Source organism: Pseudomonas sp. LBUM1657 (genome assembly GCF_059716075.1).
Genome location: NZ_CP166799.1, coordinates 2,402,189 through 2,428,509 on the forward strand (window position 1 = coordinate 2,402,189; position 26,321 = coordinate 2,428,509).

The 26,321-nt window shown below is 60.5% G+C and carries 29 protein-coding genes and 1 pseudogene; 13 read left to right on the forward strand and 17 right to left on the reverse strand.

Going from position 1 to position 26,321, the window contains the following annotated elements; translation table 11 throughout:
* Positions 1–33: 33 nt before the first annotated feature.
* Positions 34–678 (reverse strand): type 1 glutamine amidotransferase, encoded by a 645-nt coding sequence (locus ACA055_RS10965; protein WP_497683627.1) that lies wholly within the window; start codon positions 676–678, stop codon positions 34–36.
* 332 nt (positions 679–1,010) lie between these two features.
* Between ACA055_RS10965 and ACA055_RS10970 the strand changes: the two genes are divergently transcribed.
* Both ACA055_RS10970 and ACA055_RS10975 read left to right on the forward strand, forming a co-directional pair.
* Positions 1,011–1,790 carry an ABC transporter substrate-binding protein gene (locus tag ACA055_RS10970; RefSeq protein WP_497683628.1) on the forward strand — a complete coding sequence of 260 codons (780 nt, stop codon included), beginning with the start codon at positions 1,011–1,013 and terminating at the stop codon, positions 1,788–1,790.
* 197 nt (positions 1,791–1,987) lie between these two features.
* On the forward strand, positions 1,988–2,704 hold the full coding sequence (locus ACA055_RS10975) for an alpha/beta hydrolase (RefSeq protein ID WP_497683629.1): 717 nt from the start codon (positions 1,988–1,990) through the stop codon (positions 2,702–2,704).
* 3 nt (positions 2,705–2,707) lie between these two features.
* On the opposite strand, the gene ACA055_RS10980 is transcribed toward ACA055_RS10975, so the two are convergent.
* The 4 genes from ACA055_RS10980 to ACA055_RS10995 all read right to left on the reverse strand — a co-directional run bounded on the left by ACA055_RS10980 (position 2,708) and on the right by ACA055_RS10995 (position 6,357).
* A complete protein-coding gene (locus ACA055_RS10980) occupies positions 2,708–3,295 on the reverse strand; it encodes a DcrB/PsbP domain-containing protein (RefSeq protein ID WP_497683630.1) in 588 nt (195 codons plus the stop codon).
* 116 nt (positions 3,296–3,411) lie between these two features.
* Complete coding sequence (yddG, locus tag ACA055_RS10985; protein WP_497683631.1) at positions 3,412–4,329, reverse strand: aromatic amino acid exporter YddG; 918 nt, start codon at positions 4,327–4,329, stop codon at positions 3,412–3,414.
* A 58-nt stretch (positions 4,330–4,387) separates the two neighbouring features.
* Positions 4,388–5,182, reverse strand: coding sequence for a hypothetical protein (locus ACA055_RS10990; protein WP_497683632.1), 795 nt, complete (start codon positions 5,180–5,182; stop codon positions 4,388–4,390).
* A gap of 272 nt (positions 5,183–5,454) precedes the next feature.
* On the reverse strand, positions 5,455–6,357 hold the full coding sequence (locus tag ACA055_RS10995) for a LysR family transcriptional regulator (RefSeq protein WP_497683633.1): 903 nt from the start codon (positions 6,355–6,357) through the stop codon (positions 5,455–5,457).
* 111 nt (positions 6,358–6,468) lie between these two features.
* Between ACA055_RS10995 and ACA055_RS11000 the strand changes: the two genes are divergently transcribed.
* Both ACA055_RS11000 and ACA055_RS11005 read left to right on the forward strand, forming a co-directional pair.
* On the forward strand, positions 6,469–7,221 hold the full coding sequence (locus tag ACA055_RS11000) for a 3-oxoacyl-ACP reductase family protein (RefSeq protein ID WP_497683634.1): 753 nt from the start codon (positions 6,469–6,471) through the stop codon (positions 7,219–7,221).
* A gap of 20 nt (positions 7,222–7,241) precedes the next feature.
* Positions 7,242–7,844, forward strand: a complete 603-nt coding sequence (locus ACA055_RS11005) for an NADPH-dependent F420 reductase (RefSeq protein WP_497683635.1) — start codon at positions 7,242–7,244, stop codon at positions 7,842–7,844.
* 129 nt (positions 7,845–7,973) lie between these two features.
* Here the strand turns inward: ACA055_RS11005 and ACA055_RS11010 are convergent, their stop codons facing one another.
* The 3 genes from ACA055_RS11010 to ACA055_RS11020 are packed head-to-tail and all read right to left on the reverse strand — an operon-like array spanning position 7,974 to position 10,567.
* Positions 7,974–9,155 (reverse strand): acetyl-CoA C-acetyltransferase, encoded by a 1,182-nt coding sequence (locus ACA055_RS11010; RefSeq protein WP_497683636.1) that lies wholly within the window; start codon positions 9,153–9,155, stop codon positions 7,974–7,976.
* 11 nt (positions 9,156–9,166) lie between these two features.
* A complete protein-coding gene (locus ACA055_RS11015; RefSeq protein WP_497683637.1) occupies positions 9,167–9,832 on the reverse strand; it encodes a CoA transferase subunit B in 666 nt (221 codons plus the stop codon).
* Positions 9,833–9,868: 36 nt separating this feature from the next.
* Positions 9,869–10,567 carry a CoA transferase subunit A gene (locus ACA055_RS11020; protein WP_403139705.1) on the reverse strand — a complete coding sequence of 233 codons (699 nt, stop codon included), beginning with the start codon at positions 10,565–10,567 and terminating at the stop codon, positions 9,869–9,871.
* A 149-nt stretch (positions 10,568–10,716) separates the two neighbouring features.
* Between ACA055_RS11020 and ACA055_RS11025 the strand changes: the two genes are divergently transcribed.
* Entirely contained in the window at positions 10,717–11,619 is a 903-nt protein-coding gene (locus ACA055_RS11025; protein ID WP_497683638.1) for a LysR family transcriptional regulator, read from the forward strand.
* Positions 11,620–11,739: 120 nt separating this feature from the next.
* Here ACA055_RS11025 and ACA055_RS11030 read toward each other — a convergent pair whose 3' ends face one another.
* Positions 11,740–12,582: an NAD-dependent protein deacetylase gene (locus ACA055_RS11030; protein ID WP_497683639.1), complete on the reverse strand. Its 843-nt coding sequence runs from the start codon at positions 12,580–12,582 to the stop codon at positions 11,740–11,742.
* A gap of 88 nt (positions 12,583–12,670) precedes the next feature.
* Entirely contained in the window at positions 12,671–13,717 is a 1,047-nt protein-coding gene (locus ACA055_RS11035; protein WP_497683640.1) for a class I SAM-dependent methyltransferase, read from the reverse strand.
* Positions 13,718–14,224: 507 nt separating this feature from the next.
* On the opposite strand from ACA055_RS11035, the gene ACA055_RS11040 reads away from it, so the two are divergent.
* From ACA055_RS11040 to ACA055_RS11050, 3 genes are all read left to right on the forward strand, one after another.
* Entirely contained in the window at positions 14,225–15,559 is a 1,335-nt protein-coding gene (locus ACA055_RS11040; RefSeq protein WP_497683641.1) for an acetamidase/formamidase family protein, read from the forward strand.
* A gap of 143 nt (positions 15,560–15,702) precedes the next feature.
* Complete coding sequence (locus ACA055_RS11045; RefSeq protein WP_497683642.1) at positions 15,703–16,542, forward strand: HvfB family MNIO-type RiPP peptide maturase; 840 nt, start codon at positions 15,703–15,705, stop codon at positions 16,540–16,542.
* Positions 16,535–17,293, forward strand: a complete 759-nt coding sequence (locus ACA055_RS11050; RefSeq protein ID WP_497683643.1) for an HvfC family RiPP maturation protein — start codon at positions 16,535–16,537, stop codon at positions 17,291–17,293. Before ACA055_RS11045 ends, ACA055_RS11050 begins: the two co-directional genes overlap by 8 nt.
* 83 nt (positions 17,294–17,376) lie before the next feature.
* On the opposite strand, the gene ACA055_RS11055 is transcribed toward ACA055_RS11050, so the two are convergent.
* The 5 genes from ACA055_RS11055 to ACA055_RS11075 form a co-directional block, all read right to left on the reverse strand.
* Positions 17,377–18,324: a phosphatidate cytidylyltransferase gene (locus ACA055_RS11055; protein WP_497683644.1), complete on the reverse strand. Its 948-nt coding sequence runs from the start codon at positions 18,322–18,324 to the stop codon at positions 17,377–17,379.
* Positions 18,321–18,920: a lysophospholipid acyltransferase family protein gene (locus ACA055_RS11060; protein WP_497683645.1), complete on the reverse strand. Its 600-nt coding sequence runs from the start codon at positions 18,918–18,920 to the stop codon at positions 18,321–18,323. The genes ACA055_RS11055 and ACA055_RS11060 overlap by 4 nt, the downstream gene beginning before the upstream one ends.
* Positions 18,907–19,539 (reverse strand): CDP-alcohol phosphatidyltransferase family protein, encoded by a 633-nt coding sequence (locus tag ACA055_RS11065; protein ID WP_497683646.1) that lies wholly within the window; start codon positions 19,537–19,539, stop codon positions 18,907–18,909. The genes ACA055_RS11060 and ACA055_RS11065 overlap by 14 nt, the downstream gene beginning before the upstream one ends.
* Before the next feature lie 154 nt (positions 19,540–19,693).
* Positions 19,694–21,001 (reverse strand): ATP-binding protein, encoded by a 1,308-nt coding sequence (locus ACA055_RS11070; protein ID WP_497683647.1) that lies wholly within the window; start codon positions 20,999–21,001, stop codon positions 19,694–19,696.
* On the reverse strand, positions 20,998–21,738 hold the full coding sequence (locus tag ACA055_RS11075; protein WP_497683648.1) for a response regulator: 741 nt from the start codon (positions 21,736–21,738) through the stop codon (positions 20,998–21,000). Before ACA055_RS11075 ends, ACA055_RS11070 begins: the two co-directional genes overlap by 4 nt.
* Before the next feature lie 306 nt (positions 21,739–22,044).
* On the opposite strand from ACA055_RS11075, the gene ACA055_RS11080 reads away from it, so the two are divergent.
* The 3 genes from ACA055_RS11080 (at position 22,045) to ACA055_RS11090 (ending at position 23,883) form a co-directional block, all read left to right on the forward strand.
* Positions 22,045–22,308, forward strand: a complete 264-nt coding sequence (locus tag ACA055_RS11080; protein ID WP_497683649.1) for a DUF2790 domain-containing protein — start codon at positions 22,045–22,047, stop codon at positions 22,306–22,308.
* A gap of 47 nt (positions 22,309–22,355) precedes the next feature.
* Entirely contained in the window at positions 22,356–22,568 is a 213-nt protein-coding gene (locus ACA055_RS11085; protein ID WP_497683650.1) for a hypothetical protein, read from the forward strand.
* A gap of 85 nt (positions 22,569–22,653) precedes the next feature.
* Positions 22,654–23,883, forward strand: a complete 1,230-nt coding sequence (locus ACA055_RS11090; protein ID WP_497683651.1) for a cytochrome c biogenesis protein DipZ — start codon at positions 22,654–22,656, stop codon at positions 23,881–23,883.
* Positions 23,884–23,892: 9 nt separating this feature from the next.
* Here ACA055_RS11090 and ACA055_RS11095 read toward each other — a convergent pair whose 3' ends face one another.
* On the reverse strand, positions 23,893–24,885 hold the full coding sequence (locus ACA055_RS11095) for an AraC family transcriptional regulator (protein ID WP_497683652.1): 993 nt from the start codon (positions 24,883–24,885) through the stop codon (positions 23,893–23,895).
* Between the two features lie 181 nt (positions 24,886–25,066).
* Between ACA055_RS11095 and ACA055_RS11100 the strand changes: the two genes are divergently transcribed.
* A complete protein-coding gene (locus ACA055_RS11100; RefSeq protein ID WP_497683653.1) occupies positions 25,067–25,336 on the forward strand; it encodes a DUF4242 domain-containing protein in 270 nt (89 codons plus the stop codon).
* A gap of 37 nt (positions 25,337–25,373) precedes the next feature.
* Positions 25,374–26,186, forward strand: a complete 813-nt coding sequence (locus tag ACA055_RS11105; protein WP_497683654.1) for a class I SAM-dependent methyltransferase — start codon at positions 25,374–25,376, stop codon at positions 26,184–26,186.
* A 19-nt stretch (positions 26,187–26,205) separates the two neighbouring features.
* Here ACA055_RS11105 and ACA055_RS11110 read toward each other — a convergent pair.
* Positions 26,206–26,319 (reverse strand): annotated as a pseudogene (locus ACA055_RS11110) (metal ABC transporter ATP-binding protein); the annotation flags it as partial.
* Positions 26,320–26,321: the final 2 nt, after the last annotated feature.

Genomic DNA, 26,321 nt, shown 5'->3' on the forward strand with positions numbered 1-26,321 from the left:
CCCCTCGCCACAGGAAGCGCTCCTGCCACCTGATCAGCGACTGGTTGTCGAAGCTGCCCACCACCCATCCAGCGTCGCCTGCAACCACTCGAACACGGTGGCATAGGCGGCGCTGTCCGGTTGGCCACGCGGCAACGGCGACTCATCGGCAAAATGCTCATTCAGTATGGCCACCGACTTGGCATTCCACTCCGGATGAAACTGCAACCCAACACGCGCCGGCCCGACGCCATACATCTGCTGCTCACATTGATCACTGCTGGCCAACAGCTGCGCGTTTGGCGGCAGGTCGATGGCGTCTTCGTGCCACTCCAGCACCTTTAATGTCTGGCCATCGGCGAACGTCACCAGAGTCCAGCCGGTTTCTGTTTGATCCATCCGCCGCACATTCCCGCCCAGACTCAACGCCAGCAACTGCGCGCCGAGGCAAATGGCGAACACTGCTGCGCCCTGATCCAGGCTACCCGCCAGCCACTGACGTTCGGCTTCCAGCCATGCCGGCCCGGCATTGGACTCATAAGGCCCGCCCAACATAATCACCGGTGCCGCACTCACGGGCGGCAACTGGCCGAGGTCGGCGCGAAAGACATTCAGGGTCACGCCCCGGGACGCGGCCCACTCGGCAATGGCGCCCGGTCCTTCGGCAGGGTGGTGCTGGATCAGGTTCAAGGCAGGCATCGCGCTTTTCTCTTGGGGACGCAGTGGCGCTCAATGTGCCGTAAAACATCGCTCATCACCAGTCAGACCATTCAGTCAGATTAAGGCCAGATTCCCGTAGGTTTTATCTGAATCCAAGGATTGTCTGACAGTCCTTGCACCGCCTTGGCGCACGCTGTTTCGCTACCGAATCCGGCGGCCACTTTTCTATAAGTATTTGTCGCTTAAACGCAATTTGCCCTCCTGAAGCCGCTCTAGACTGCCGGCCACTTCGGGCCTCACTCACAGAAAACGATGGACCGAAAGCTGAATCGAAAGCTGCCAATAAAAGCCTCCGCACACAGGAGTTATAAATGAAGAAGCTAGTGATGTTCGGTGCCCTGGCACTGTCGATGATGTCCCTGACCGCCGTGGCCGAAGACGCCAAGCCGATCCGCATCGGTATCGAAGCCGGTTACCCGCCATTCTCGATGAAAACCCCTGACGGCAAACTCACCGGTTTCGATGTGGACATCGGTGATGCACTGTGCGAGCAGATGAAAGTGAAGTGCACCTGGGTCGAGCAAGAGTTCGATGGCCTGATCCCGGCACTGAAGGTCAAGAAAATCGACGCCATTCTGTCATCCATGACCATCACCGACGATCGCAAAAAGAACGTCGATTTCACCATCAAGTACTACCACACGCCGGCGCGCTTCGTGATGAAGGAAGGCTCCGACGTGAAGGACCCGCTGACCGAGCTCAAGGGCAAGAAAGTCGGTGTGCTGCGCGCCAGTACCCACGACCGCTTCGCCACTGAAGTGCTGCAACCGGCCGGTATTATCCTGGTGCGTTACGGCTCCCAGCAGGAAGCCAACCTGGACATGGTCTCTGGCCGCCTCGACGCGATGCTGGCCGACTCGGTCAACCTCGACGACGGTTTCCTGAAAACCGACGCCGGTAAAGGCTTCGCTTTCGTTGGCCCGACCTACGAAGACGCCAAGTACTTCGGTGGCGGCGCCGGTATTGCTGTGCGCAAGGGTGACAAAGAGCTGGCGGACAAATTCAACACCGCCATCACCGAAATCCGCGCCAACGGCAAGTACAAGCAAGTGCAGGACAAGTACTTCGACTTTGATGTGTACGGCCATTAATCCAGCCGTTTAAATAAAGTGGCCACCGTTGATGCGGTGGCCATTTTTTTTGTCTTGGAATCTGGCTGCGATCTCTTGTGGAAGCGGTGCCCGCGAAGGCACCGCAAAATCGCCGCAGATACCCGGGCCATCATCGACATCAAGCTTCACAGTGTTAGGCTTTGCCCCGAATCCTGCGCGATGTGAAGGAAGGTTTAATGTTGAAATTTCTCGCTCTGCTGACGCTGCTGGCCTCCGCCGCCGTCCACGCTCAAGTCCCGTTGCACACCGATCTGCCGCTCAAGTACCTGGAGCAGGCCAACCCCGAATCGCGCAATCAGCCCCTGGTGATTTTTCTCCATGGTTACGGCAGTAACGAGCAGGATCTGTTCGACATGAAGGATGAATTGCCCGCGTCATACAACTACCTGTCGGTGCAGGCACCGATGGTGATGGAAGAGGGGCGTTACCAGTGGTTTCGCAAGAAGGGTGAAGGCGCCTACAACGGCGAGACTGATGACTTGAAGGCCAGCGGCAAGGTGTTGCTGGATTTCGTCGCACAGGCGGCGAAGAAATATCACACCGAATCGAACAAGGTGTTCCTGGTGGGTTTCAGTCAGGGCGCGATGATGTCCTACGAGGTAGCCCTGCGTCATCCCGAGGCGCTCGGCGGGATTGCCGCGTTGAGCGGGCGGGTTCTGCCGGTGCTCAAGTCCGAGCTGAAACCGGATGAAAAACGCCAGCATCTGGCGATTTTCATCGGTCATGGCACCGCGGACAAAAGCATTCCCTACAACGACGGCACCGAGGCCGACAGCTTGTTGCAGAGCCTGTCACTCAAGCCTGAGTTTCATGCCTACCCCGGCGTTGCTCACAGCATCAGCGCCGTCGAGATGCAGGATTTGAGCGCCTGGTTGCAGCGCCTCAATCCCTGAGTCTCATTTTCCGGAAACGATCTGTTTGACCAGCGTCTCGTGGCCGGCATTGTCTTTGAGGCGGGAAATGACCTGAACGATGGCCATGCGAGTGCCGGAAGCGGCCATCACCGTGGTATCGAGGGTCTTGCCGCCGCCCTGGGTGGCGGTGCTGTCGATCTGCCGCAGGCCCAGGCCTGTGCCTTTCTGGGTCAGGCTCTTTTCGCTGAGTTTGGTGAAGTCCGGCAGCGCACTGGCTTGTTCGGTGGCGAAGTTGGCCACCGCAGAGTCGAGGAATTGACCGTCGTTGTCCTTGACGTTGACGCCGCCGGGAATGGTGTTTTCAGCCGCAATCACCACGGTTTTGGTGGCCTGGTTGGTGTACATGGTGCCCGTTGCCCCGGCGGTGCCGGTGGCCGCGTCGCCGGCCGGCAGCGGGTTGGCAATGAAACCCTTGGGCAAGTTGAACGTGAACTTGCCGCCGAGCATCGAGACTTTCTGTACCGGCGCCGTATCGCCGGAAGTGGCCTTGGCGGCCTGCGCATTCAAGGCTCCCAGGCTGGCAGCCGCTGTCAGCAACAGGACAAGGGCTTTTTTACTCAACAGTGACATTCGTGAATCTCCAGGGGATGGGTGCGCTTCGGGGGCGATCATCCCATGGAGGTTGTGACGCATTCCAGCGCGGTGTAACGGACGGTCTCGCCACAGGCTTTGGATTACACCTGATTCTACTTGTGCGAAATGATCGAAGGGGTTGCAGGGGCTTTTACCGTCGGTTGCGACGTGGCGATCACCGCACCGGCAATAATCAGCAGGGCGGGGATCATCAGGATCGGGCTGGCATGGCTGCGCCCGACGACGATCAGCAACACGGTGGAAATCAGCGGCGCCAGGTAGGAAAGCGCCCCCAGCGTGGCCAGGTTGCCGTGTTTGGTGGCGTGGTCCCAGGCAAAAAATGCCAAACCTGCTGGACCGAGGCCTAGGACGATAATCGCCGTCCATTGGCGGGCGTCGGGCAATACCGTGGTTTCGAAGGCAAGGTGACAGATCAGCCCGGCCGCGGCAGACATACCGCAGATGCCACCGGTGATGCTGCTCGGTACTTCGCTGAACCGCCGGTTGAACACCGAGTAGCCGGCCCAGATCAATGCACAGCCAAACGCGGCGAGGTAACCGGGGATTGGCATTGCGGCGCTCGTGTCCGAGCCGCGTTGATGCATGATGAACGCCGTGCCCGCCAGGCCCAGCACGGCGCCGAGCACTTGTCGTTTGTGCAGCTTTTCTGCGGCGGCGAAGGCGGAAAACAGTACCAGCAACAGGGGCCACAGGTAGTTGATCAGACTGGCTTCGGCCGCTGGCGCGGCCTTGAGTGCGAAAAAATACAGCGCGTGATAAACGAAAATTCCGACAAACCCCGTCGCCCATACCGCCCAGGGTTGGCGCCAGCTGCTAAAACCGCTGCGCCCGTGTCGGCCCAGAATCATCAGGCTTGCAACGAACGCCACGGCGAAACTCAGTGTCAGCAGCTCAAACGGCGGGATGCCTTCGGTGAGGGTGGTCAACAACGCCAGGCAGGACCAGAGAAAGATCGCGATCACACCAACCGCTGTGGCGGATTGAGCACTACGGACGCGAGACGTGGCCATGTCTGTTCCTTCAGCACATTGAGCGGGCGACATCCTGGCCCGCTGGATGTGAAGCAGCTTAGCGCTTGATCGCGGTTCGTCCAGCGTCCACCACGGGGATCGCCGGTTTGGCCAGCAAGCGCCGGGTCACCCCGAGCATGCCCACCGACACCGCAACGCCGAGGGCGAACGCGCTCAGGCCCATAGGTGGCAAGGCCAGCGCCAAGACCAGACAAAACGCGGCGAACGAATACATCCCGGTGGCAGTGGCTCGCAGCAATGCCGCGGTAAACGCCGGCCCGCGGGTTTGCTGGGAAAACACCGCCATCACGCTGCCCAACACCGGGAACACGGCGAGCAGACCGCTCCAGCGTTCGCCAACCGTGCTGGCGAGCAAGGTGACCGCAAGAGTGAGCAGGGCGCCGGCAATCATGCGCAGCAGCAGTTTGTCGGACTTCGGCGCCGGGCCCGAAATGATCGGCTGCACCGAGGGAAACAGGTAGGGCGCTGCCAGCAGAGCGGTGGCGGCAGCGACCACTGAGAACAACAGGGAAGGCGGAATCAATGACAGCGCCACGGCCACGATGGCCCAGACCAGCAACGAAAGGGTCAGCGCCCACGGCCATCCCGTGCGTTGTGCAACCTGGGCATAGGTCACGCAGAACGCAATCATCGCAAACATCGCCGATAGCGCGGCCGTCGCCGATTGGGCAGCAAACACTTCGCCTTGCTCGATAGCCAGGAAAAACAGAATCGGCCCGACCACCACCGGCAATCCAGACAGCCAACCGGCCACGCTCGGCCCCCAGCGTTTACCCGCCAGGGAAATCAGCAACAGAAATCCTGGAATCACCAGCAGTTTGAGCATCAGCACGCACGCATCTCCGACTTGTGTGAGGCGGCAACGTTAGCATCGCGGGCGGCGGATTGCTCTAAGGATTGCGGGGTTTTGTATACAAAGTTGCTGCCTTTGGGAGTGCGGGGTGAAACGTCCGCTGGTTGATCCTGCAGTTTTAAGCCATAAGTTGTATCGCCCGGGCGGGCCTCTTCGCGAGCAAGCCCGCTCCCACGTTTGATCTCTGTTGTTCACCAATTATGTGTTCACACAAGATCTAGTGTGGGAGCGGGCTTGCTCGCGAAGAACGATTACGCGGTCTTCCTTTGAAACGCCTCAACCACATAATCAATAAATACCCGGGTCTTGGCCGGCATCAATGTGCGGCTCGGGTAATACAGCGAGATCGGCCCCGCATCGGCGTGCCAATCGGGCAGCAGGCGCACCAGTTCGCCGCGCTGGATATTGGCCTGCACGTCGGGCAACACCAGCAGGGTCACGCCCAGACCGAGAATTGCGGCTTCGCGCATGGCGGCCGGGTCATTGAGGACGATGGTTTCGTTCAGGAGGGCCGGTGCTTCATGGCCCGCACGATCTTGCATGACCCATTGGCGAATCCGCCCGGTGCGGGTGCCGCGCATCACGATGCCGTGGTGCCTGGACAAGTCCGCCGGGCTGGCGGGCGCTGCGCAGGTGGCGAGGTAGGCCGGGGAGGCGACGGCCACGACATGTGCCGCCGCCAACGTCCGAGAGACGACCCCAGGCGTCAACTCGAACCCGCCGCCGATGGCCGCGTCATACCCTTCGGCAATCAGGTCCACGGCACGGTTTTCGAAATGCCATTCCGGGCGTATCAGCGGATAACGCGCCAGAAACGCCGGCAGCAGCGGCAAGATATGACCGATGCCAAATGTCGGCGCCAGGCTGACCTTGAGCACGCCCGCCGGTTCACCCCGGTCGCTGCTCACCGCGCTGATTGCCGCCTGCAACGCTTCCAGATTGCCACCGATGCTCGCCAGAAAACCCTCGCCAGCCTCAGTCAGCGACAGCTTGCGGGTCGAGCGCTGGAACAGCCGCACACCGATATTGCGTTCGAGCATCGCTACGTTGCGACTGACCGCAGCGGGGGTCAACGCAAGCAACCGCGCGGCGGCGGAAAAACTCCCGGTTTCAGCACTGCGCACGAAGGATTCGAGGTTGGCGAGGGTTTCCATGGCACAACACCTACTATAAATGCTTGAAGATCATTCAAGGCATTACCCTCTAATCAAGCCCTAATGGCAAGCGCATTATTCACTCCATCCCCAATCCACGGAGTGAAAACCATGACAACACCCCAACTTCCTCTTGCCGGCAAAACCGCACTGGTCACCGGCGGTTCCCGCTCCATTGGCGCGGCGATTGCCAAACGCCTGGCGGCCGACGGTGCCAGCGTTGCGCTGACGTACAGCGCATCCCCGGCCAAAGCCCTTGAGGTGGTGCAGGCCATCGAAGCCGCCGGCGGTCGCGCGTTGGCGATTGCTGCCGATGCCGGTGATCCGGCCGCCGTGCGCGCTGCGGTCACCCGCACCCTTGAAGCTTTCGGCAGTCTCGACATCCTGGTGAACAACGCCGGCATTGCCCTCGGCGGGCCGATCCAGGACATCCGCTTCGACGATTACCAACGCATGATCGCGGTCAACGTCACCGGCGTGTTTGTCGCCACCCAGGAAGCCGCGCGGCACATGAAGGCGGGCGGTCGGATCGTGCATATCGGTTCGTCGATGACCCATTACGCGGCGTTCCCGACCGCATCGCTGTACACCCTGACCAAAGGCGCCATCGCCGGTTTCAACCGCAGCCTGGCCCGTGATCTCGGACCCAAGGGCATCACCGTCAACACCGTTCATCCCGGCCCGACTGACACCGACATGAACCCGGATGGCGGGCCGGTCAGCGAAATCGTCGGCCCTGGCATTGCCATCGGCCGCTACGGCAAACCCGAGGAAATCGCCAGTGTCGTTGCGTTCCTGGCCAGCCCGGAAGCGGCGTTTGTCACCGCTGCGGACATCATCGCCGACGGCGGCTTCACCGCCTGATTACTGTTGAGGAGAACACCATGACCACTATCGGAATCATCGGCGCCGGCGCCATCGGCGCAGCGTTTGCCAGAGCACTGTCCCGTCAGGGCATTGAAGTCGTCATCGCCAACAGTCGCGGCCCGCACACCCTGACTTCGCTGGTGGAAGAGCTCGGGCCGACGGCGCGTGCCGGAACTCGCGAAGAGGCCGCGGCACAAGCCATTGTGCTGGTAGCGGTCAACTGGTCGAAGTTGCCGACGGCGCTGGCCGGGTTGCCGGATTTTGGTGGACGGATTGTCATCGACGCCAATAACTCGATCGAGGCACCGTCGTTCAAGGCCGTGGATTTGCAGGGGCGTACGTCCAGCGAAGTGTTTGCCCAATGGGTGCCGGGGGCGCGGGTGGTGAAGGCGTTCAATCACCTTCAGGCGCACTTGGTCGATGGCGATCCAACGGCGGAGGGTGGTCGCCGGGTGCTGTTCTTCTCGGGGGATGATGCTGAGGCGAAAGCTCAAGTGGCGGCGTTGATCGAGCGCTTGGGTTTCTTCGGGGTTGATCTGGGGGAGTTAAGCGTCGGTGCGAGACTGGTGCAGTTTCCAGGCGGTCCGCTGCCGGCTTTGAACCTGGTGAAATTTGCCTGAAGACCAGACAAAGCGCGTCCCGCTATAAAGAGTGCATAACGGTAGGACCCGGTGCGACATGAGTCGCACCGGGGGTGTTACCAGACTGCGGCGGATCTTCGTGGGCCCCCGCACAGACTGTTGAACGCTTTACGCTCGTTCGAGCGCCAAAGCCACGCCCTGACCACCACCGATGCACAGGGTGGCGAGGCCTTTCTTGGCGTCACGCTTGATCATTTCATGTAGCAACGTCACCAGCACTCGGCAGCCCGACGCACCGATCGGGTGACCCAGGGCGATGGCGCCGCCATTGACGTTGACCTTGTCCAGATCCCATTCCAGATCCTTGGCCACCGCCAGCGATTGTGCGGCGAAGGCTTCGTTGGCTTCGACCAGGTCCAGTTGATCAATGGACCAACCGGCCTTGTCCAGGCAGCGGCGAGTGGCCGACACCGGACCGATGCCCATGATGGCCGGGTCGACGCCCGCGTTGGCGTAGGCGGCGATTTTCGCCAGCACCGGCAGGCCCAGGGCCTTGGCTTTTTCGGCGCTCATCAGGATCACGGCAGCGGCACCGTCGTTCAGTGACGACGCATTACCGGCAGTCACCGAACCGTCCTTTTTGAAGGCAGGTTTCAGTTTGCCCAAGGATTCGGCGGTGGTGCCGGCCCGTGGCTGTTCGTCGGTGGCGAAGGACAACGGATCGCCCTTGCGCTGAGGAATCAGGATCGGCGTGATCTCATCGGCAAAGCGCCCGGCTTCAATGGCGGCCGTGGCTTTCTGCTGTGAGGCTGCGGCGAAGGCATCCTGTTGTTCGCGAGTCAGGCTGTACTTGTCGGCCAGGTTCTCGGCGGTGATGCCCATGTGGTAATCGTTGAACGCATCCCATAGGCCGTCGCTGATCATGGTGTCGACGATTTGTGTGTGACCCATGCGCAGACCGGTGCGGGCACCGGGCATGACGTAGTTGGACAGGCTCATGTTTTCCTGGCCGCCGGCAATGATCACGTCGGCATCGCCGCAGCGGATCGCCTGGGTCGCCAGGTGCAGGGCTTTCAGACCCGAGCCGCAGACCTTGTTCAAGGTCATGGCCGGTACGGTAAACGGCAGGCCGGCTTTTATCGCGGCTTGGCGTGCAGGGTTCTGCCCGGCGCCGGCGGTCAATACCTGGCCCATGATCACTTCATCGACTTCAGCAACGTCCAGGCCGGTTTGCGCCAGCAACTGACGGATCACCGCAGCGCCCAGGTCAACGGCGGACACATTCGCCAGGGCACCCTGGAAACTGCCGATGGCGGTACGGGTGGCGGCGACAATGACGACTTCTTGCATGGAATGTTTCCTCACTGAGCAGCGAACTGCATTTCCGGCACATGATCAGGCACGATCAGTTTGCCGGCGGTCTTGGCGACGATTTCTTCAACACTGACGCCGGGGGCACGTTCCTTGAGGATGAACGCGCCGTTTTCAATTTCAAGATAAGCCAGGTCGGTCAGTACGCGCTTGATGCAACCGGCACCGGTCAGCGGCAGGCTGCATTTGGACAACAGCTTGGACTCACCATCCTTGGACGCGTGGGTCATGATGACGATGATGTTGTCAGCACCGGCGACCAGGTCCATGGCACCGCCCATGCCCTTGACCAGTTTGCCCGGAATCATCCACGAGGCAATGTTGCCTTGCACGTCTACTTCAAAGGCGCCCAGTACGGTCAGGTCGACATGGCCACCGCGGATCATCGCGAAGGATTCGGCGGAGGAGAAAATCGACGCGCCGATACGGGCGGTCACGGTTTGTTTGCCGGCGTTGATCATGTCGGCATCAATGGTTTCTTCAGTAGGAAAAGGACCCATGCCAAGCAGGCCGTTTTCCGACTGCAGCATGACTTCCATGCCTTCAGGGATGTAGTTGGCGACCAGGGTCGGAATGCCGATGCCCAGGTTCACGTAGTAGCCGTCTTGCATTTCGCGGGCGACGCGTTGAGCCATTTGTTCGCGGGAAAGTGCCATTGTTGTTATTCCTTCATTCGGTCCGGGGGCAGGGGATCACTTACGCACGGTGCGCTGTTCGATGCGCTTCTCGAACGTGCCGCAAATGACCCGGTCGACGTAGATGCCAGGGGTGTGGATCTGCGACGGGTCCAGCTCGCCGGGTTCGACGATTTCTTCGACTTCGACCACGGTGATCTTGCCGGCGGTGGCGGCCAGCGGGTTGAAGTTCTGGGCGGTGTGGCGATAGATCACGTTACCGAAATGGTCGGCCTTCCAGCCTTTGACGATGGCGAAGTCACCGGTGATGGATTCTTCCATCAGGTACTTGCGACCATGGAATTCGCGCACTTCCTTGCCGTCGGCAACCGGGGTGCCGACGCCGGTGGCGGTGAAGAAGGCCGGGATGCCGGCGCCGCCCGCGCGCATTTTTTCGGCCAGGGTGCCTTGAGGGGTCAGGACCACTTCGATGGCGCCGCTCAGCAGTTGCTCCTCGAACATCTTGTTCTCGCCCACATACGAGGCCACAACTTTGCGGATCTGGCGGTCTTCCAGCAGGACACCGAGGCCGAAACCGTCGACGCCGCAGTTGTTGGAAACCACGGTGAGGTCACGCGTGCCTTTGCGCTTGATCTCAGCGATGAGGTTTTCCGGAATCCCGCACAGGCCGAAGCCGCCAGCGATCACGGTCATGCCGTCTTCAAGACCTGCCAGAGCTTCCTCGTAGGAACTCACGCGCTTGTCGAAACCTGCCATATGCACCTCTTTTATTCTTTGTGGGCGGCTGGCTAGCCGTATGGGATGGAGTGTCTCGCCGGAGGATTTATTTGTTAAGTTGATTTTTAAGGTTGATTGATAGATAAAACTCACCAATCAAAGCCTGTACTACGTTGGAGACAGTGGTCATGACAGTCAAGCAGATCCGCGCATTCCTGGCCGTGGCCCAAAGTTTGAGTTTTGCCGTGGCGTGCGAGCGGCTGCACTTGTCGCAATCGGCGTTGAGCTTGACGATCAAGGCGCTGGAGGAGGGGCTGGGCGGACGATTGTTCACCCGCAACACCCGCAACGTCGCGCTGACGGCGGAAGGTGAATCGCTGGTGCCATTGGCGCGCCGGCTGATCGCTGACTGGGACAATGCCGAAGATGAACTGCGCCAGCGCTTCACCCTTCAGCGCGGGCGAGTGACCCTGGCGGCGATGCCGTCGTTTGCCGGCAACCTGCTGCCGCCGATCCTCAAGACTTTCCGCGCCCGTTATCCCAAGGTCAATGTCACGGTAAACGATGTGATCAACGAGCAGGTGCTGGAAATGGTACGTGACCGACAGGTGGAACTGGGGGTGGCGTTTGAGCCGACGCAGAGTTCATCGCTGGCGTTCACGCCGTTGTACATGGACCGGTTTGTGGCGGTGGTGCCGTTTGATTCGCCGCTCGCCGAACTGGGCGAGATCGACTGGCAGACCTTGCTCAAGGAGCCGTTCATCACCTTGCAACGACCGTCCACGGTGCGGGTGATGCTGGAAGAACACTTGCAGACGCGGGGGATGAAGTTGCCGGTGGAGTTCGAAAGCCATCAACTGGCGACGGTCGGCAGGATGGTTGCCAGTGGCTTGGGGGTGAGCGCGGTGCCGGCCTTGTGCGCCGGGCAAATGCGCGAACTGGGCGCGCGGTGCATCACCTTGCGCGACCCGGTGGTGGAACGGGCCATCGGCGTATTGACCAAACCGGGGGTTGAACTGTCGGCGGCGGCGCAGGCGTTGTTCGATATTCTCAAGGAACAAAACCTTAGCGCGCGCCTATCCTCGCGATAAACACAATACTTGTGGGAGCGGGCTTTCTCGCGAAAGCGGCGTGTCAGGCAACATTGATGCTGGATATGCCGGCCTCTTCGCGGGCAAGCCCGCTACCACAGGGTCGGGGATCTTCAGTTTCTAGGTGGTCAGGTGCTGAGCCAATAAGGGCAGAAGCTGTTCGCACGACGCCTCTATCTTCAGATCGAGAATGTCATCTGCCCGGGTCTTGCCCAGGTTGATCGCAATCAGCGGCTTGCCCTGATCCGCCATCGCCCGGCACAGCCTGAATGCCGAATACGCCATCAACGAAGACCCTACCACCAACAACCCAGCAGCCTGTTCGATCGCAGCCATTGCCTTGGCCGCCGTTGCCTGTGCCACGTTTTCGCCAAAAAACACCACATCCGGCTTCATGCGCTCGCCAGCACAATGGGGGCAGCGGGGCACTTGAAAGCGTGCTTCAAACGCCGCGTCGAGCAGGGTGTCGCCATCGGGTGCCTGCACCGCGTCCACCCCGGCCAGATACGGGTTTTGCGCTTCCATCAAGTGCTGGATCGAATCTCGCTCGCTGCGCATTCCGCAGTCCAGGCACAGCACCCGGTGCAGGCTGCCGTGGAGTTCGATTACGTCATGGCTGCCAGCCTGGTCGTGCAAGGTGTCGACGTTCTGGGTGATCAGCGCGCTGATCTGCTGCGCACTTTGCAAACTGGCCAGGGCTTCGTGGGCTGCGTTCGGCCTGGCTTGGCGCACCCGTGGCCAGCCGAGCATCGCCCGGGCCCAATAGCGTCGCCGGGACTCGGGCGCGGACAGGAATTCCTGATACATCATCGGTTGCCGGCCACGCCGCACACCCTGGTTGTCGCGGTAATCGGGAATGCCCGACGGGGTGCTGATACCGGCACCGGTCAAGACCGCAAACGGCTGATCGGCCATAAACTGCCGAAGTCGGTCGAGTGGATCGCGGGTGGAGCTGCCAGGCATGTTCAACACTCCGGAAGGCCTTGAGTGTTTGCAGGGTAGCATTTGCCAATCACCCGGGCAGGTCATCTGTCCGGGTGAAGTTCCGTGCTTATTTACGCGCTTCCAATATCAGGTTGAACGGCGTTTCCGTGGCCCGCCGGAACGTCTTGAAGCCGGCCTCGGTGAACACTTTGCGCAACCGCGCCTCCCCAGCCTGGGCACCGAGCCCGAGGCCGACTTCCTGGGACAGCGAGTTCGGGGTGCAGATGAACGTCGAGGCCGCGTAGAACAACCGGCCAACGGGGGTGACGTTGTCATCGAGCGAGTCGTTGGCGAACGGTTCCACCAGTAGCACCGTGCCGTCCGGTTTCAGCGATTCATAGGCGTGCCGCGCCGCGCCCACCGGGTCGCCCATGTCGTGCAGGCAGTCGAAATAGCAGACCAGGTCATAGTCGTCGCCGGGGTAGCTTTTTGCCGTGCCCTGGAAGAATCGCGCACGCCCGGAAACCCCGCCTTCTTCGGCGCGCTGGGTGGCGACGGTGACTGAAGGTGCGTGGTAGTCGAAGCCGACGAACCGTGAATCCGGAAACGCCTGGGCCATGATCACGGTGGATGCGCCGTGGCCGCAGCCGATGTCTGCCACTTTGGCGCCGGCTTCCAGTTTGGCGACGACCCCTTCGAGGGCCGGCAGCCATTCGGCCACCAAGTGCGCTTTGTAGCCAGGGCGGAAGAACCGTTCCGTGCCGTTGAACATGCACGGGTGGTGATCGCCCCAGGGCAGGGCACCGTCGCCGCGCATGGCGTTGACCAGTTTGTCCTTGTCATGGAAAAACGATGCAACCACCCCGACACCGCCGGCGATATAAACCGGCGAATCTTCGATGGCCAACGCCAGGGCCTGCTCTTCCGGCAGGCGGAACTGGCCGTCGCGGTGTTCCATGTAGCCGGAAGCGGCGTGGGCGCTGAGCCATTCGCGCAGCAGGCGGGTGTTGCAGCCGGTCTTGTCGGCGAGTGCTTCAGGGGTGACTGGCTGACTGTCGGCCATGGCCCGGTACAGCCCGAGCTCTTCGCCGAGGATGACGTTGGCCAGCATCGCCGCGCCGCCCATGTCGTTTACCAGTTTGCCCATGAAATCGTTCAGTCTGGCCTCGTCCATCACGTGTGCTCCTTCAGCAGGATCACGGTCCAGAGGCAGGTTTTCGAGGTGTTGATCTCTGGGCGGTGGTCGTGGAAATGAACAGGACGGAAACCGCGTCCTGCGTCCCCCTGGAGGGGGGTAATCATTAAGTTTAGTCCGGAGTTGGTGCGGCGGTGCCTGGCGCGACGAAGTCCCTTGTGGCAGCGGGCTTGCTCGCGAAAGCGGTCTGGCATTCAACATTGATGTCGACTGACACGGCCCCTTCGCGAGCAAGCCCGCTCCCACAGGGGACAGCTGTGACCGCGCGGATTGCATGTATCCCAATGTATCCAGACTCCCTCCCGATACAGTGCCCTCTAACTCCGGGGTACTGCCGAACACAGACCAGATACAAACCTGCGATGAACTGGGAAGACCGTTTGACGCCCTTAAAAGGGGTGGCCGACGTCATTTCATGGTCGTCGCAGCAGGCGGCCTTTTTGCGCCTGATACCGTTCCGCACCGTCTGCGGACAAGGGGACAACAATGACCACGCTCCTGCCTCAACCCGACCTGAATTCAACGCCTGTGGCTCGATTGCGCGTCGATCACTACACCAGCGGCATCATCGGCCCGAGCCAGCCAATGCTGGGCCCTTTGGCCGACGGTGGCACCCTGATCACCGGTACACCGCCGGGTTGCTGGGGACCGATGATCACGCCGGCCTTCGAAGGTGGCCATGAAGTGACGCAACCGGTCGCGATTGCCGGTGCCGAAATCGGCGACGCGGTGGCAATCAAGATCAAAAGCATGCGAGTCACTTCGCTGGCCACTTCGTCAGGGGTGATGAGTTTTGTAGAGGGGCGCTATCACGGCGATCCGTTTGTCTCCAAGCTTTGCAACAAATGCGGCACCGAACATCCGGCCAGCTATGTCGAAGGCATCGGCGAAGATTCGATTCGTTGTAACAACTGTGGCGCCGAAGTCAGCGCGTTCCGCTTCAGCCACGGCTACGTGATTGTGTTCGATGCGCAGAATCAGGTGAGCCTGACCGTCAATCAAGACGTCGCCAATCAACTGGCCGGCAATGCGTCCGAAATGTCGGCGCTACCGGAATTCGCCGCCCAGCACTCGATCCTGTCCCTGGCCCGCGCCGACATGCCGGGCGTTGCCGCGCACATGCGGCCGTTCCTTGGCAACATCGGCACCACGCCGTCCCGGGATCTGCCCGATTCCCACAACTGCGCCGACTTCGGCCAGTACCTGATCGGCGCGCCACACCGTTTCGGCATGACCCGCGAGGAGCTGCACGTCGCCAAGACCGACGGCCACATGGACACCAACTCGATCCGCGAAGGCTGCGTGCTGATCTGCCCGGTGAAAGTGCCGGGGGCTGGCGTGTATATGGGCGACATGCATGCCCAGCAGGGCAACGGCGAAATCGCCGGGCATGCCACCGATTGCTCCGGGGAAACCGAAGTACAGGTGCAAGTCATCAAAAACCTCACCCTCGAAGGGCCGATCCTCCTGCAAAACCTCGACGATCTGCCACCGATGGCTCGGCCGATGAACGCCGAGCAACGGCAGAAAGTCCGTGAGCTGGGCGAGCGCTGGGGCCAGCACGAGATCGAGCAGAGCGGGCCGATCACCTTTATCGGCAGCGGCGAGAACCTCAACGTCGCGGTGGAGAACGGCTTGCAACGCGCGGCTGCGGTCACCGGTCTGCCTTATGACGAAGTGCTCAACCGCGCCACCATCACCGGCTCGATCGACATCAGCCGCTTGCCAGGAACCGTGCGCGTGACGTTCCTGTGCCCGATGAATGTGCTGGACCGTATCGGCATCGGCCATCTGGTGCGCGAAAAATACGACCTGGCATAACCCTGAAAACGGGTCTGTACCACAGTGTGTACAGGCCCGCTGCTGATACATCCGCTGCGATTTACTGCCGGACACGAACACAGACCCGATACACCGCTTCGGTTAACTGTGATTCCGAATCGGCAACCCTTGAGATCGACATCATGCAGACCCCCCTCACATCCACGAAGGCCTCCGTCGGGCTCGGCCTGCGTCGCGGTTTAATGAAGGACCTCCAGGCCGCCCGGGTGGGTGATTTCGACTTTCTGGAAGTCGCACCGGAAAACTGGATCGGCATCGGTGGCGCTCATGGCGCGGCATTGCGGGCCCTGGCCGAGCGATATCCGTTGTCGTGTCATGGTTTGTCCCTGTCGTTGGGCGGACCGGCGCCGCTGGATGTCGGGTTTTTGCAAGAGGTTCGGGTTTTCCTCGATCAATACAACGTGCCGCTGTACAGCGAGCACCTGAGCTACTGCAGCGATGACGGTCACCTGTACGACCTGTTGCCGTTGCCCTTTACCGAAGAAGCGGTGCATCACGTTGCCGCGCGAATTCGTCAGTCCCAGGACATCCTCGGCCGGCGCCTGGCCGTGGAAAACGTCTCCTACTACGCCGCGCCACAGCAGGACATGGACGAGCTGACATTCACCAACGCGGTGCTGCGCGAAGCCGACTGCGACCTGCTGCTGGACGTCAACAATGTGTACGTCAATTCGATCAATCACGGCTTCGATCCTCAGACTTTTCTGGCGGGTATCGACTCGGGCCGGGTGGTGGCCATGCACGTGGCCGGGCACTTCGATGAGTCCGATACATTGAAAATCGACACCCACGGGGCTTCGGTAAAACCTGTGGTCTGGTCGTTGCTGGCCGAGGCGTATGCCCGGTTCGGCGCGCAACCGACGTTGCTCGAACGGGATTTCAACTTCCCGGCGTTTTCCGAATTAGTGGCCGAGCTGCAGACCATTCGCCGCCTGCAATCCCAGGGGGTGAACCGTGGATAAGCCGAGTCTGTTTCAGCAGCAAAATACCTTGGGTCTGTACCTGCGCGATCCCGATCACTGCGCGCCGCCGGCCGAGATGGACGTTGCGCGGGTGCAGGTGTATCGCGACCTGGTGTTCGCCAATCTGTCGTCGTTGCTCAGCGGGACCTTTCCGGTGCTGATCAGAATTCTGGGTGATGAGCAGTGGCGTTCGCTAGTGCGAATCTTCCTGCGGGACTATCGCGCTCACACGCCGAAATTCGGTGAGATCGCCAGGGAGTTTGTCGAGTTTCTCGCCGCTGAGCCGCCCGCATTGACCGTTGGGCCTTGGCCGCCGTTCATGGTGGAGCTGGCGCATTACGAATGGGTCGAGATGGCGCTGCAACAGTCCGATGCCGACCCGTTGGCGCCAAGTGATGCCGGGTTGATCCTGGAGCGACCGTTGCAAGTTTCACCACTGGCCTGGCCGTTGGCCTATGGCTGGCCGGTGCAATTGGTCGGGCCGGATTACCAGCCTGACACGCCACCGGCGCAGCCGACGTTGTTATTGGTTCGCCGATCGGAGGACTGGAGTGTGAAGTTTTCCGAACTGAGCCCGTTGGCATGGCGGTTGTTACAGCGGATTGAGGAATTTCCTGAACTGGACGGGCGTGCGCAACGGGAAGGGTTGGCGGTGGAGGCGGGGGCCACCGGGTCGCCGGAGTTCATCGACAGCGGGTTGGCGTTGTTGCGGCAGATGCATGGGGAAGGAGTGGTTGGCGTAACGGCCTGACCGAACGCAATCCCCCAATCACCAAAACCCGAATGTGGGAGCGAGCAAGCCCGCTCCCACAGGCGTTTGGTGGTGCCGATTTTTTATTGCGCGGAGAAGAAATACCGCGTCATGTGAAAGAAGATCGGTGCCGCGAAGCAAATCGAGTCCATCCGGTCGAGCATTCCGCCGTGACCTTTGATCATGGTCCCCCAGTCCTTGGCGCTCAGACTGCGTTTGATCGCCGACATGACCAGGCCACCGAGGAAACCCATCACCACGATGACGAACGACATCATCAGTGATTCCCAGAAGCTGAACGGTGTCATCCAGAACATGCAGCCGCCAATCAGCGTTGCAGACAGACCGCCACCCACCAGTCCTTCCACCGTTTTGGACGGACTCACCAGCGGCGCAACCTTGTGCTTACCGAAGAGCTTCCCGAACACGTACTGCAACACGTCACTCAACTGAACGACGAACACCAGGTAGAACAGCAGAAGTGCGTTCTGACCTTTGAACCCTTCCAGGTCCAGGAGCAAAAGTGCCGGCGCGTGACTGATGCAATAGATGCAAATCATCACGCCCCACTGGATCTTGGCCGTCCGCTCCAAAAAGCCGTCAGTGTCCTGACTCAGCACCGCAATCGCCGGTAGCAGCAGGAATGCATACACCGGAATCAACAGCGTGAACATCGAATACCAGTGCGTGCCGATCAGGATATATTGCAGCGGAATCAGGATGAAAAACGCCGAAAACAGGGCGTTATGATCGCCTCGCGTGGTGGGTGTCAGCGTGATGAATTCCCTGAGCGCGAACAGCGAGATGAATCCGAACAGCACGACCGTTGCATTGGGGCCAAGCAGCCAGGAAACGAAGAAGATGATGACCATCCCCCACCAGGCATTCACTCGCTGGTTGAGGTTTTCGATGGTCGAGATCGCGCCTTCTGTCTTGGCCCGTTTGGCCAGTAGTCGGCCGGTGAGTGAAGCAATCGCCAGCAGGCAAGCGATGCCAAAGAAGAACCATAAAAACCGTGTTTCAAGACTCATTTCGACAGCCTCACAATGGCATCACGCGCCCGTTCCAGGAACACCTGTTTTTCCTCGCCAGCAATCCTTTCTATCGGGTTGCCGATCCGGATCGTGCAGATAATGGGCAGAGGGACGTGTTTGCCTTTTGGCATGGAGCGATGCAGGTTTTCCAGGTAAATGGGCACCAGGTCGACATCGGGGAAGGACTCGCTCAACCGGTAAAGCCCCGATTTGAATTCCCCGGGCAACGCCTGGCTGGATCGAGTGCCTTCCGGAAAAATGATGATCGAATGGCCGGCCCGTACGACATCAAAAATCGGCTCCAGAACGTTTTGACCAGGCGCCGGGTTGCGTTCAATCAGCACGGCATTGAGCCCTTTCTGGGAGATGTACGACAGAAATTTGTTCTTCCCCCAATAATCGGCTGCAGCGACCGGCTTCACGTTCGCCCTGGCCTCGGGGGGCAGGGCGGCGATGATTGCCAGGGTGTCCATATGGCTGGTGTGATTGGCAAAATAGATGCGCTGGCGTGAGAGATCCGGTGGGCTCTCCCATCGGGCCGTGACGCCGATGACAAATCGAAGGACAGCAATCAGCGCATTACTGATCCACATGATGGGCACCCTTTAGCTGCTTGGAGATGGCCAGCGTTCGCGTGACGCAGGTAGCGACTGAGCCAATCGCGATGATCGCCAGCGAAATCAGCAGCACGTAGTGACTGCCATACAGGCTTGCTTCGACGGTATTGAGCAGCAGGCCCGCCGTCATCACGGCCATCCGGTGCTGTTTGGCCATCGGGCCCATGAAGGTCTGCTTGAGACCGATCGAGCCGCCAAACACCCGGACATACGCCGTCAGTGCCGCGGCCAGGGCAGCCAGCCATCCGAGGTCCGAATACCCGATGGCATACCCAAGCCCTACGATCAGCAGGCTGTCGGCAATACGGTCCGGGAATTCGTTGTAGAGGCTGCCGATGTCGGATTTCTTGCCACCCTCTATCGCCACCATCCCGTCGAAGAGATTGCACAGCAGGCGCAACTGAATGCCGACAGCACAGAGGATCGAGCCGATCACACCGTTATCAATATTGAGTGCCACGGCGCCGGCGAGCGCGAAAGCGATGCTGGCGACGGAAATCTGATTGGGGGAAATGTCTCTCTTCACCAGGAGGTCGGTGATGCGTTTCGCCCATCCCGCAGAACGCGTCTTGATGGGTCTTCTGTTGTCATCCATTAGCCAATGTCCATATCAATGATGAGTACTGCTGGTTGCACTGTAGCGGTGAGTGCGTCCAGCAATATAAAGACTTTCCTCCGGTCGTGGTTCTTTTGGTTTTTTCCGGGCCTACCAGGATTTATAGGCAATGCCCGATCCATGTGCGGCGTGTTTACCCACCGACTCTGCGAGCCGGCAATTTAAGCTCCGCACACAACCCACCGCCTTCACGGTTACTCAACGTCAACGATCCCCCGATCGCCAACGCCAATTGCTGTGCAATCGCCAAGCCCAACCCGGTGCCACCGGTGCTGCGGTTGCGTGAATTCTCCACGCGATAGAACGGCTCCATCACATGCGCCAGTTCTTCCGCGGCAATCCCCGGACCACGGTCCATGACCTTGATCGACAGGCTGCCGTTTTTTGCTTCCACCCACAATTCAGCGGCGCCGGCAAACTTCAGTGCGTTGTCCGTCAGGTTCACCAGCACCCGCCGCAAGGCATGGGGGCGGGTGTCGATCACTGCATCGCTTTTACCGCCGAGCTGGACGTCCTTGCCCATGTCCTGATAGTCGAACACCAGGCTGTCGAGGAACGAATCCAGGTCGGTGCGCCGGCTTTCTTCGGTGGAACCATGGATGCTGCGGGCGTAGGCCACGCCTTCGCGCACCAGGTGTTCCATCTCGCCCAGGTCGTTACAGAGTTTGTCTTTTTCGCTGGAATCGTCCATGAATTCGGCGCGCAATTTCATGCGGGTGATCGGGGTTTGCAGGTCGTGGGAAATCGCCGCCAGCAGTTGCATGCGTTCTTTCAGATAGGCCGCGATGCGCGCCTGCATCGCGTTGAATGCCCTGGCGGCATGGGCGACTTCGGTCGGGCCTTTTTCGTCCAGTTGCACCGGGTGGGCGTTGGGGTCCAGGGTTTCGACGGCATCGGAAAGACGGGTCAGGGGGCGGATGGCGATTCTCACCGCCAGCCAGGTGCAGGCGAGCATCAGCGCCAGTTGACCCAGCAACACGATGGGCAACCACGGCGACAACGGCATCATCGCCGGTCGCACGTCGATGGTCACCGGGCTGCCGTCCGCCAGTTTCAGATGAACCTGAAAGTGTTTATTCGGCCCGGGGATGTCGGTCACGGTCATCGGGTAATCTTTGCCGATCGCCTCTTTGATCGAGGTCATCGCAATCGGTGCATCGTTCATGGAAATGCCCGGCGAGCCCTCATTTAGCAAATAGCGGTAGTTGCGCCGATCCAGTTGTTTTAGCCAACTCGCGCGTTCTTCAGCCGGCAAGCGGTCGAGAATGGCGATGGAGGTCGAGACGTCGGTTTCCAGGTTGCCCAGCATGGTGGTTTTCGCGCTTTCGTAACGCTCGTAGTACTGCGCACCGAAAGACAGCGCCTGCGCGAGAATCAAGCCGATCAGAAAGATCAGCGACAGCCGCGAGGCGAGGGTTTGGGGCCAACGAAAGAGTTTCATGACGGTGCACCGAGGACTTCCACCGGCAGGGAAAACACATAGCCCTCGCTGCGCACGGTCTTGATGTACGCCGGTTCCCGGGCATCGTCCAGCAGGCGCTGACGCAAACGGCTGACCAGCAAGTCGATGGAGCGGTCGAACAGATCGGCGTCGCGGCCCTGGGTCAAATTGAGCAACTGGTCGCGATTGAGCACCCGCTGAGGATGATCGAGGAACACCCGCAGCAAGCGGTATTCGGCGCCACTCAAGGCGACCATGGTGCCGTCTTCATCGAGCAAGTGCCGGGCCGACGTGTCCAGGCGCCAGCGCCCGAAAGCCAGCAGACGACTGCTTTCAGTGACCACCAGGTTCGGCGGCAGCATCCGTGTGCGGCGCAGCACGGCGTTGATGCGTGCGAGCAATTCACGGGCCGCGAACGGCTTGACCAGGTAATCGTCTGCGCCCATTTCCAGACCGATGATGCGGTCGGTTTCATCGTTGCGGGCGGTGAGCATCATGATCGGCGTGGCCTTGTGTTTGCCGGCGCGTAACTCGCGGCACAGCATCAGGCCGTCGTCGCCGGGCATCATGATATCGAGCACGATCAAGTCCACCGGCGTGGATTCGAGGAAGGCGCGCATTTGTCGTCCATCGGCGGCGACGGTGGTGCGCAGGCCGTTCTTCTTCAGGTAATTGCCTACCAGTTCCCGGATCTCGCGGTCATCGTCCACGATGAGAATGTGATCGACATGTTCCATGGGGGCCAAGCCTCTGTATGTGGGGGATGTCACGCAGTCTATCGAGCCTTTGCCCGCTCGCCCGCAACCCTTTGTATTGCAGTGTATCTGGCGTATCGGCGGATACACGTAAACGCAAAAACACCCATTTCCAGCGGTTTTGTATCGCTCTGTATCCCGGCCCGGCTTTGATACGTACCGATTTACACACGCCTGTTCCCGACACATGCGGGATACCTCGGGGGCTTCTAATAGGTTCCATCGAGGCAAGCCAAGACGCCTCGGCCCAATTAACGAACTACCTATTGAAGCCTTGAGGAAATCACCATGAACACCAAAGCCGTCTACGCCGCTTGCCTGTTTGCCGCCCTGAACATCTGCACGTTTTCGGCCCGCGCCGAAGCCGATGTCACCCCTAAAACCTACACCTACGGCACGCACCTGGACATCAAGAAAGTGGTGTCGCTGAAACAGGACGCGACGCCTTCCTGCGGGATTGTGGATGCCCAACTGACCTACCTGGATTCCCACAACAAAACCCAGGTCCTGGACTACCGCAAATTTGCTGACGGCTGCAACTCGGATAACTGAGTGCTTCGAACGCCATTGCCCATCCCCTTTGAAACAGGAAGAACATCATGAACAACGTCACCCGCGTCTTGACCGCCATCGCCTTCTCCGCAGCCGGCGCAGCCGCCCATGCCAATGGCGCGGTTGAACAGAACAGCTGTGGCAGCGCCACCTGCTTCCAACTGACACCAGTGGGCGAGAAGGGCACTAACGGTTTTCTCGCAGAGGATGGCTCCAGCCGCACGCCACAGGGCCAGCAGCTGGATAACCAGACGGCTTAATCGCCAGACACTTTTTCCGTAAACACCACCGCTCCCACAGGGGACGTGTGTGAGTTGCCACCCTCATACTTTCAAGGTGAACTTCATGTTACTCATCGCTTTCCTGGGCGGCATATTGACCGTCCTCAGCCCCTGCATCCTCCCGGTCGTGCCGTTCCTGTTTGCCGGTGTCGACCGCACACGGTCCTCGATCATGCTCACCCTTGGCGGCATGGCCCTGACCTTCGCCCTGATCTCCAGCCTGGCCGTAGTCAGCAGCGAGTGGGTGGTACAAGCCAACAACACGGGTCGCCACGTGGCCCTCATCGTGTTGGTGATGTTCGCCCTGTCGCTGATTTCCGCCCGGATCGGTGGCTGGCTGGCCCGTCCGTTCGTGTTGCTGGGCAACCGCCTCGATCCGGATACCCGCAAAATGTCCGGCCCGTTGGGCTCGGTCATGATTGGTGTCGCGACCGGTCTGCTCTGGGCGCCGTGCGCCGGGCCGATCCTCGGCGTGATCCTCACCGGTGCCATGCTGCAAGGCGCCAACGCCCAGACTAGTTTGTTGCTGGTGGCATACGGCCTGGGCAGCGCTTTGTCCCTGGGCACCTTGATCTTCGCCGGTCGCGGCCTGGTCAATCGCTTGAAATCGTCGGTCCCGGTCACCGGCTGGCTGCGTCGTGGTACCGGTGTCGCGGTGCTGGCCGCTGCGGCGGTGATTTCCACCGGCGCAGACAAAACACTGTTGGCCGGCGCCTCGTCCGAGGGCATCACCAGTGTCGAGAAACGCGTGCTGGAAAACGTACCGAAAGTCGTCGATTACTTCGTCAGCAAGGTCAAGGCCGATTCGTCCATGGACAACGCCCAAGGCCCCATGCCATCGATTGCCGGCGCCGTGCAATGGCTCAACTCGCCGGCGCTGACCAACGAGTCCCTCAAAGGCAAAGTGGTGCTGGTGGATTTCTGGACCTTCGACTGCATCAACTGCCAGCGCACCTTGCCGTACGTGAAGGACTGGGCGAAGAAGTACGAGAAGGATGGCCTGGTGGTGATCGGCGTCCACACCCCTGAGTACGGCTTCGAACGCATCATCGACAACGTCAAGGATCAAGTGAAAAAGCTCGGCATCACCTACCCGGTGGCGATCGACAACAACTATGCGATCTGGCGCAACTTCGACAACCAGTACTGGCCCGCTCACTACCTGATCGATGCCAAGGGCCAAGTGCGTTTCACCCACTTTGGTGAAGGTCGCTACGAGACTCAGGAGAAGATGATTCAGCAGTTGCTGGAAGAGGCCAAGGCAGACGCCAAAGCTACCGCACCCGCCGCGTAACCCTGCAAATCAATGGCTCACAGGCTCCGCGCCGTGGGCCATTGGTTTTTTCTCCTGACTGCGCCGCCATGCCGCCGGAGGCGCTCCGTACTCACGCCGAAACGCCCGACTGAACGCCGTGTCGGTCTGGTAGCCCACCTCTTCGGCAATCCGCATCAACGAACTGTTACTGCTGCGTAACAGATTCGCCGCCAGCAACATCCGCCATTGGGTCAGGTACTGCATCGGCGAAATCCCCACCAATTGCTGAAACCGTTCCGCCAACACTGATCTTGACGCACCGGCGGTGCGCGCCAGTTCATCCAGCGTCCAGGCGTGACAAGGTTTTTTGTGCAGCGCATTCAGGGCAGCCCCGACAATCCGGTCACCCACACCCGCCAGCCAACCGGTACGACCTTCACCCTGTTGGTGCATGTACAGGCGCAGCACCTCGATGAACAACACCTCGGCCAGTTTCGCCAGCACCCCTTCGCCGCCGGGGCGGGGCGAGCGGGCTTCGGCCAGCGCATAGCGCACCGACGACTCCAGCCAGATGCCGGCATTCGAGCCGCGCACATTGACCCTGACCACGGACGGCAACCCTGTCAGCAACATGCCTGCCAATCGCGTATCGCAGGCCAGATAACCGCAGACCAGCCGCGTGACCGCGCCGCCACCGCCGTAACTCAACTGCCGTGGACGGCGCGCCAGGACCACGTCCAGCCGCGCGCCTGTGGCGGGCGCGAGTCCCGGTCTGGAACTCATGCGATGGGCGTCCCCTTGTGGAAACACCACCACATCGCCAGCGGTTAGCAGCAGAGGGGGATCATCACCCAGTTCGACGAAACACTCGCCTTCGGTGATCAAGTGAAAGATCACCACCCGTTCGGCGCCGGGCTCCAGAAACGGCGCGGCCGTATCGGCGCTGGGTGATTGGTAGCACCAGGGCGCGGTGAACCTGGCGTTGATGAAAATCGCGCCGACCAGGCGGACGACGCGCAAGGTCTGGGACAGGGCATCCATGATGGTTTCCCGTGTTGGCGGACAGCTTTTGATTGTGAGCCTGTCGCAGCCATGCGTGAAACCTCCGGACGATCGGACAGTGTTGGCCGACGATCGGGCAGGACGCCAGCGTGTCCCGGCGCGATAGTTGATGCACAGGCTCTGTCGACCCTGTCATCAATAACAATAAAGAGAGGTTTCCATGCCGAAGTTCGTCATTGAACGCGAGATTCCGGGCGCCGGAACACTGTCAGAAAGGGATTTGAAAGCCATCTCGCAAAAGTCCTGCAAGGTGTTGCGCGATTTGCCAGAAGTGCAATGGGTTCAGAGTTACGTCACCGGCGACAAGTTTTATTGCGTGTACATCGCGCCGAATGAAGAGCTCGTCCGGGAGCACGCCCGGCAGGGAGGTTTTCCTGCCAACAGCGTTGCCCGGGTCACGAACATCATCGATCCCACCACGGCCGATTAGGCCGTCGCGCGTTCCAATCCGTTACGGAGCAGACTCCATGAGTACCCCCATTGATCTTACTGCCCTGAAAAACCGTCAGATGGCCGCCTGGGCCAGCGGCGACTATGCCGTCATCGGCACCAAGTTGCAGATTGTCGGCGAGGAGCTGGCGGAAGCCTGCGACGTGCTCTGCGATGAACGCGTGCTCGACGTGGCTGCCGGCAACGGCAACGCGACGCTTGCTGCCGCTCGCCGTGGCTGCCATGTCACCTCTACCGACTACGTGGCCGCGTTGCTTGAACGCGGCGAAGACCGGGCGAAGGCTGAGCGCCTGGAAGTGACTTTTCAAGTGGCAGATGCCGAAGCCCTGCCGTTCGAGGATGCCAGCTTCGATGTCGTGCTTTCGACCTTCGGTGTGATGTTTACGCCGGACCAGCCCAAAGCGGCCGCGGAACTGGCGCGAGTCTGTCGCCCGGGTGGGCGGATCGGTCTGGCCAACTGGACGCCTGAAGGTTTCGTCGGCCAGATGTTCAAGACACTGGGCCGGCACATGCCGCCACCAGCGGGCGCGCAACCACCTTCGCAGTGGGGCACCGAGGCCTGGTTGCACTCACAATTTGATGATCGCAACTTCCTGGTCCAGGTGACGCGCAAGAACTTCAACTTCCGCTACCGCTCGGCCGCACACTTCATCGACACGTTCCGCAAATGGTACGGCCCGGTCCACAAGGCGTTCGGCGCGCTGCCTCCCGAAGGTGCCCAGGCGCTTGAAGATGACCTGACTGAACTGCTGAACCGACTGAACCGGGCGGGAGACAAGTCGCTGGTGGTGCCGAGTGAATACCTTGAAGTGGTGATCACCCGGCGTTGATCTGCCAATACAAAACCCACTGTGGGAGCGGGCTTGCTCGCGAAGGCGGAGTGTCAGTCAGCATCGATGTCGACTGATAGATTGCTTTCGCCAGCAAGCCCGCTCCCACAGGGGATTGTGGTGTCTGGTGGATCT

Coding starts and splice junctions, on each gene's coding strand:
- ACA055_RS11060 (WP_497683645.1), bottom strand. CDS start 18,920: ATGTGGATCAGTAATGCGCTGATTGCTGTCCTTCGATTTGTCATCGGC.
- ACA055_RS11025 (WP_497683638.1), top strand. CDS start 10,717: ATGACAGTCAAGCAGATCCGCGCATTCCTGGCCGTGGCCCAAAGTTTG.
- ACA055_RS11010 (WP_497683636.1), bottom strand. CDS start 9,155: ATGCAAGAAGTCGTCATTGTCGCCGCCACCCGTACCGCCATCGGCAGT.
- ACA055_RS11040 (WP_497683641.1), top strand. CDS start 14,225: ATGACCACGCTCCTGCCTCAACCCGACCTGAATTCAACGCCTGTGGCT.
- ACA055_RS11105 (WP_497683654.1), top strand. CDS start 25,374: ATGAGTACCCCCATTGATCTTACTGCCCTGAAAAACCGTCAGATGGCC.
- ACA055_RS11090 (WP_497683651.1), top strand. CDS start 22,654: ATGTTACTCATCGCTTTCCTGGGCGGCATATTGACCGTCCTCAGCCCC.
- ACA055_RS10995 (WP_497683633.1), bottom strand. CDS start 6,357: ATGGAAACCCTCGCCAACCTCGAATCCTTCGTGCGCAGTGCTGAAACC.
- ACA055_RS11030 (WP_497683639.1), bottom strand. CDS start 12,582: ATGCCTGGCAGCTCCACCCGCGATCCACTCGACCGACTTCGGCAGTTT.
- ACA055_RS11000 (WP_497683634.1), top strand. CDS start 6,469: ATGACAACACCCCAACTTCCTCTTGCCGGCAAAACCGCACTGGTCACC.
- ACA055_RS11075 (WP_497683648.1), bottom strand. CDS start 21,738: ATGGAACATGTCGATCACATTCTCATCGTGGACGATGACCGCGAGATC.
- ACA055_RS11100 (WP_497683653.1), top strand. CDS start 25,067: ATGCCGAAGTTCGTCATTGAACGCGAGATTCCGGGCGCCGGAACACTG.
- ACA055_RS11095 (WP_497683652.1), bottom strand. CDS start 24,885: ATGGATGCCCTGTCCCAGACCTTGCGCGTCGTCCGCCTGGTCGGCGCG.
- ACA055_RS11045 (WP_497683642.1), top strand. CDS start 15,703: ATGCAGACCCCCCTCACATCCACGAAGGCCTCCGTCGGGCTCGGCCTG.
- ACA055_RS11065 (WP_497683646.1), bottom strand. CDS start 19,539: ATGGATGACAACAGAAGACCCATCAAGACGCGTTCTGCGGGATGGGCG.
- ACA055_RS11005 (WP_497683635.1), top strand. CDS start 7,242: ATGACCACTATCGGAATCATCGGCGCCGGCGCCATCGGCGCAGCGTTT.
- ACA055_RS11055 (WP_497683644.1), bottom strand. CDS start 18,324: ATGAGTCTTGAAACACGGTTTTTATGGTTCTTCTTTGGCATCGCTTGC.
- ACA055_RS11080 (WP_497683649.1), top strand. CDS start 22,045: ATGAACACCAAAGCCGTCTACGCCGCTTGCCTGTTTGCCGCCCTGAAC.
- ACA055_RS10980 (WP_497683630.1), bottom strand. CDS start 3,295: ATGTCACTGTTGAGTAAAAAAGCCCTTGTCCTGTTGCTGACAGCGGCT.
- ACA055_RS11070 (WP_497683647.1), bottom strand. CDS start 21,001: ATGAAACTCTTTCGTTGGCCCCAAACCCTCGCCTCGCGGCTGTCGCTG.
- ACA055_RS10975 (WP_497683629.1), top strand. CDS start 1,988: ATGTTGAAATTTCTCGCTCTGCTGACGCTGCTGGCCTCCGCCGCCGTC.
- ACA055_RS10970 (WP_497683628.1), top strand. CDS start 1,011: ATGAAGAAGCTAGTGATGTTCGGTGCCCTGGCACTGTCGATGATGTCC.
- ACA055_RS11020 (WP_403139705.1), bottom strand. CDS start 10,567: ATGGCAGGTTTCGACAAGCGCGTGAGTTCCTACGAGGAAGCTCTGGCA.
- ACA055_RS11035 (WP_497683640.1), bottom strand. CDS start 13,717: ATGGACGAGGCCAGACTGAACGATTTCATGGGCAAACTGGTAAACGAC.
- yddG (WP_497683631.1), bottom strand. CDS start 4,329: ATGGCCACGTCTCGCGTCCGTAGTGCTCAATCCGCCACAGCGGTTGGT.
- ACA055_RS11085 (WP_497683650.1), top strand. CDS start 22,356: ATGAACAACGTCACCCGCGTCTTGACCGCCATCGCCTTCTCCGCAGCC.
- ACA055_RS11015 (WP_497683637.1), bottom strand. CDS start 9,832: ATGGCACTTTCCCGCGAACAAATGGCTCAACGCGTCGCCCGCGAAATG.
- ACA055_RS10965 (WP_497683627.1), bottom strand. CDS start 678: ATGCCTGCCTTGAACCTGATCCAGCACCACCCTGCCGAAGGACCGGGC.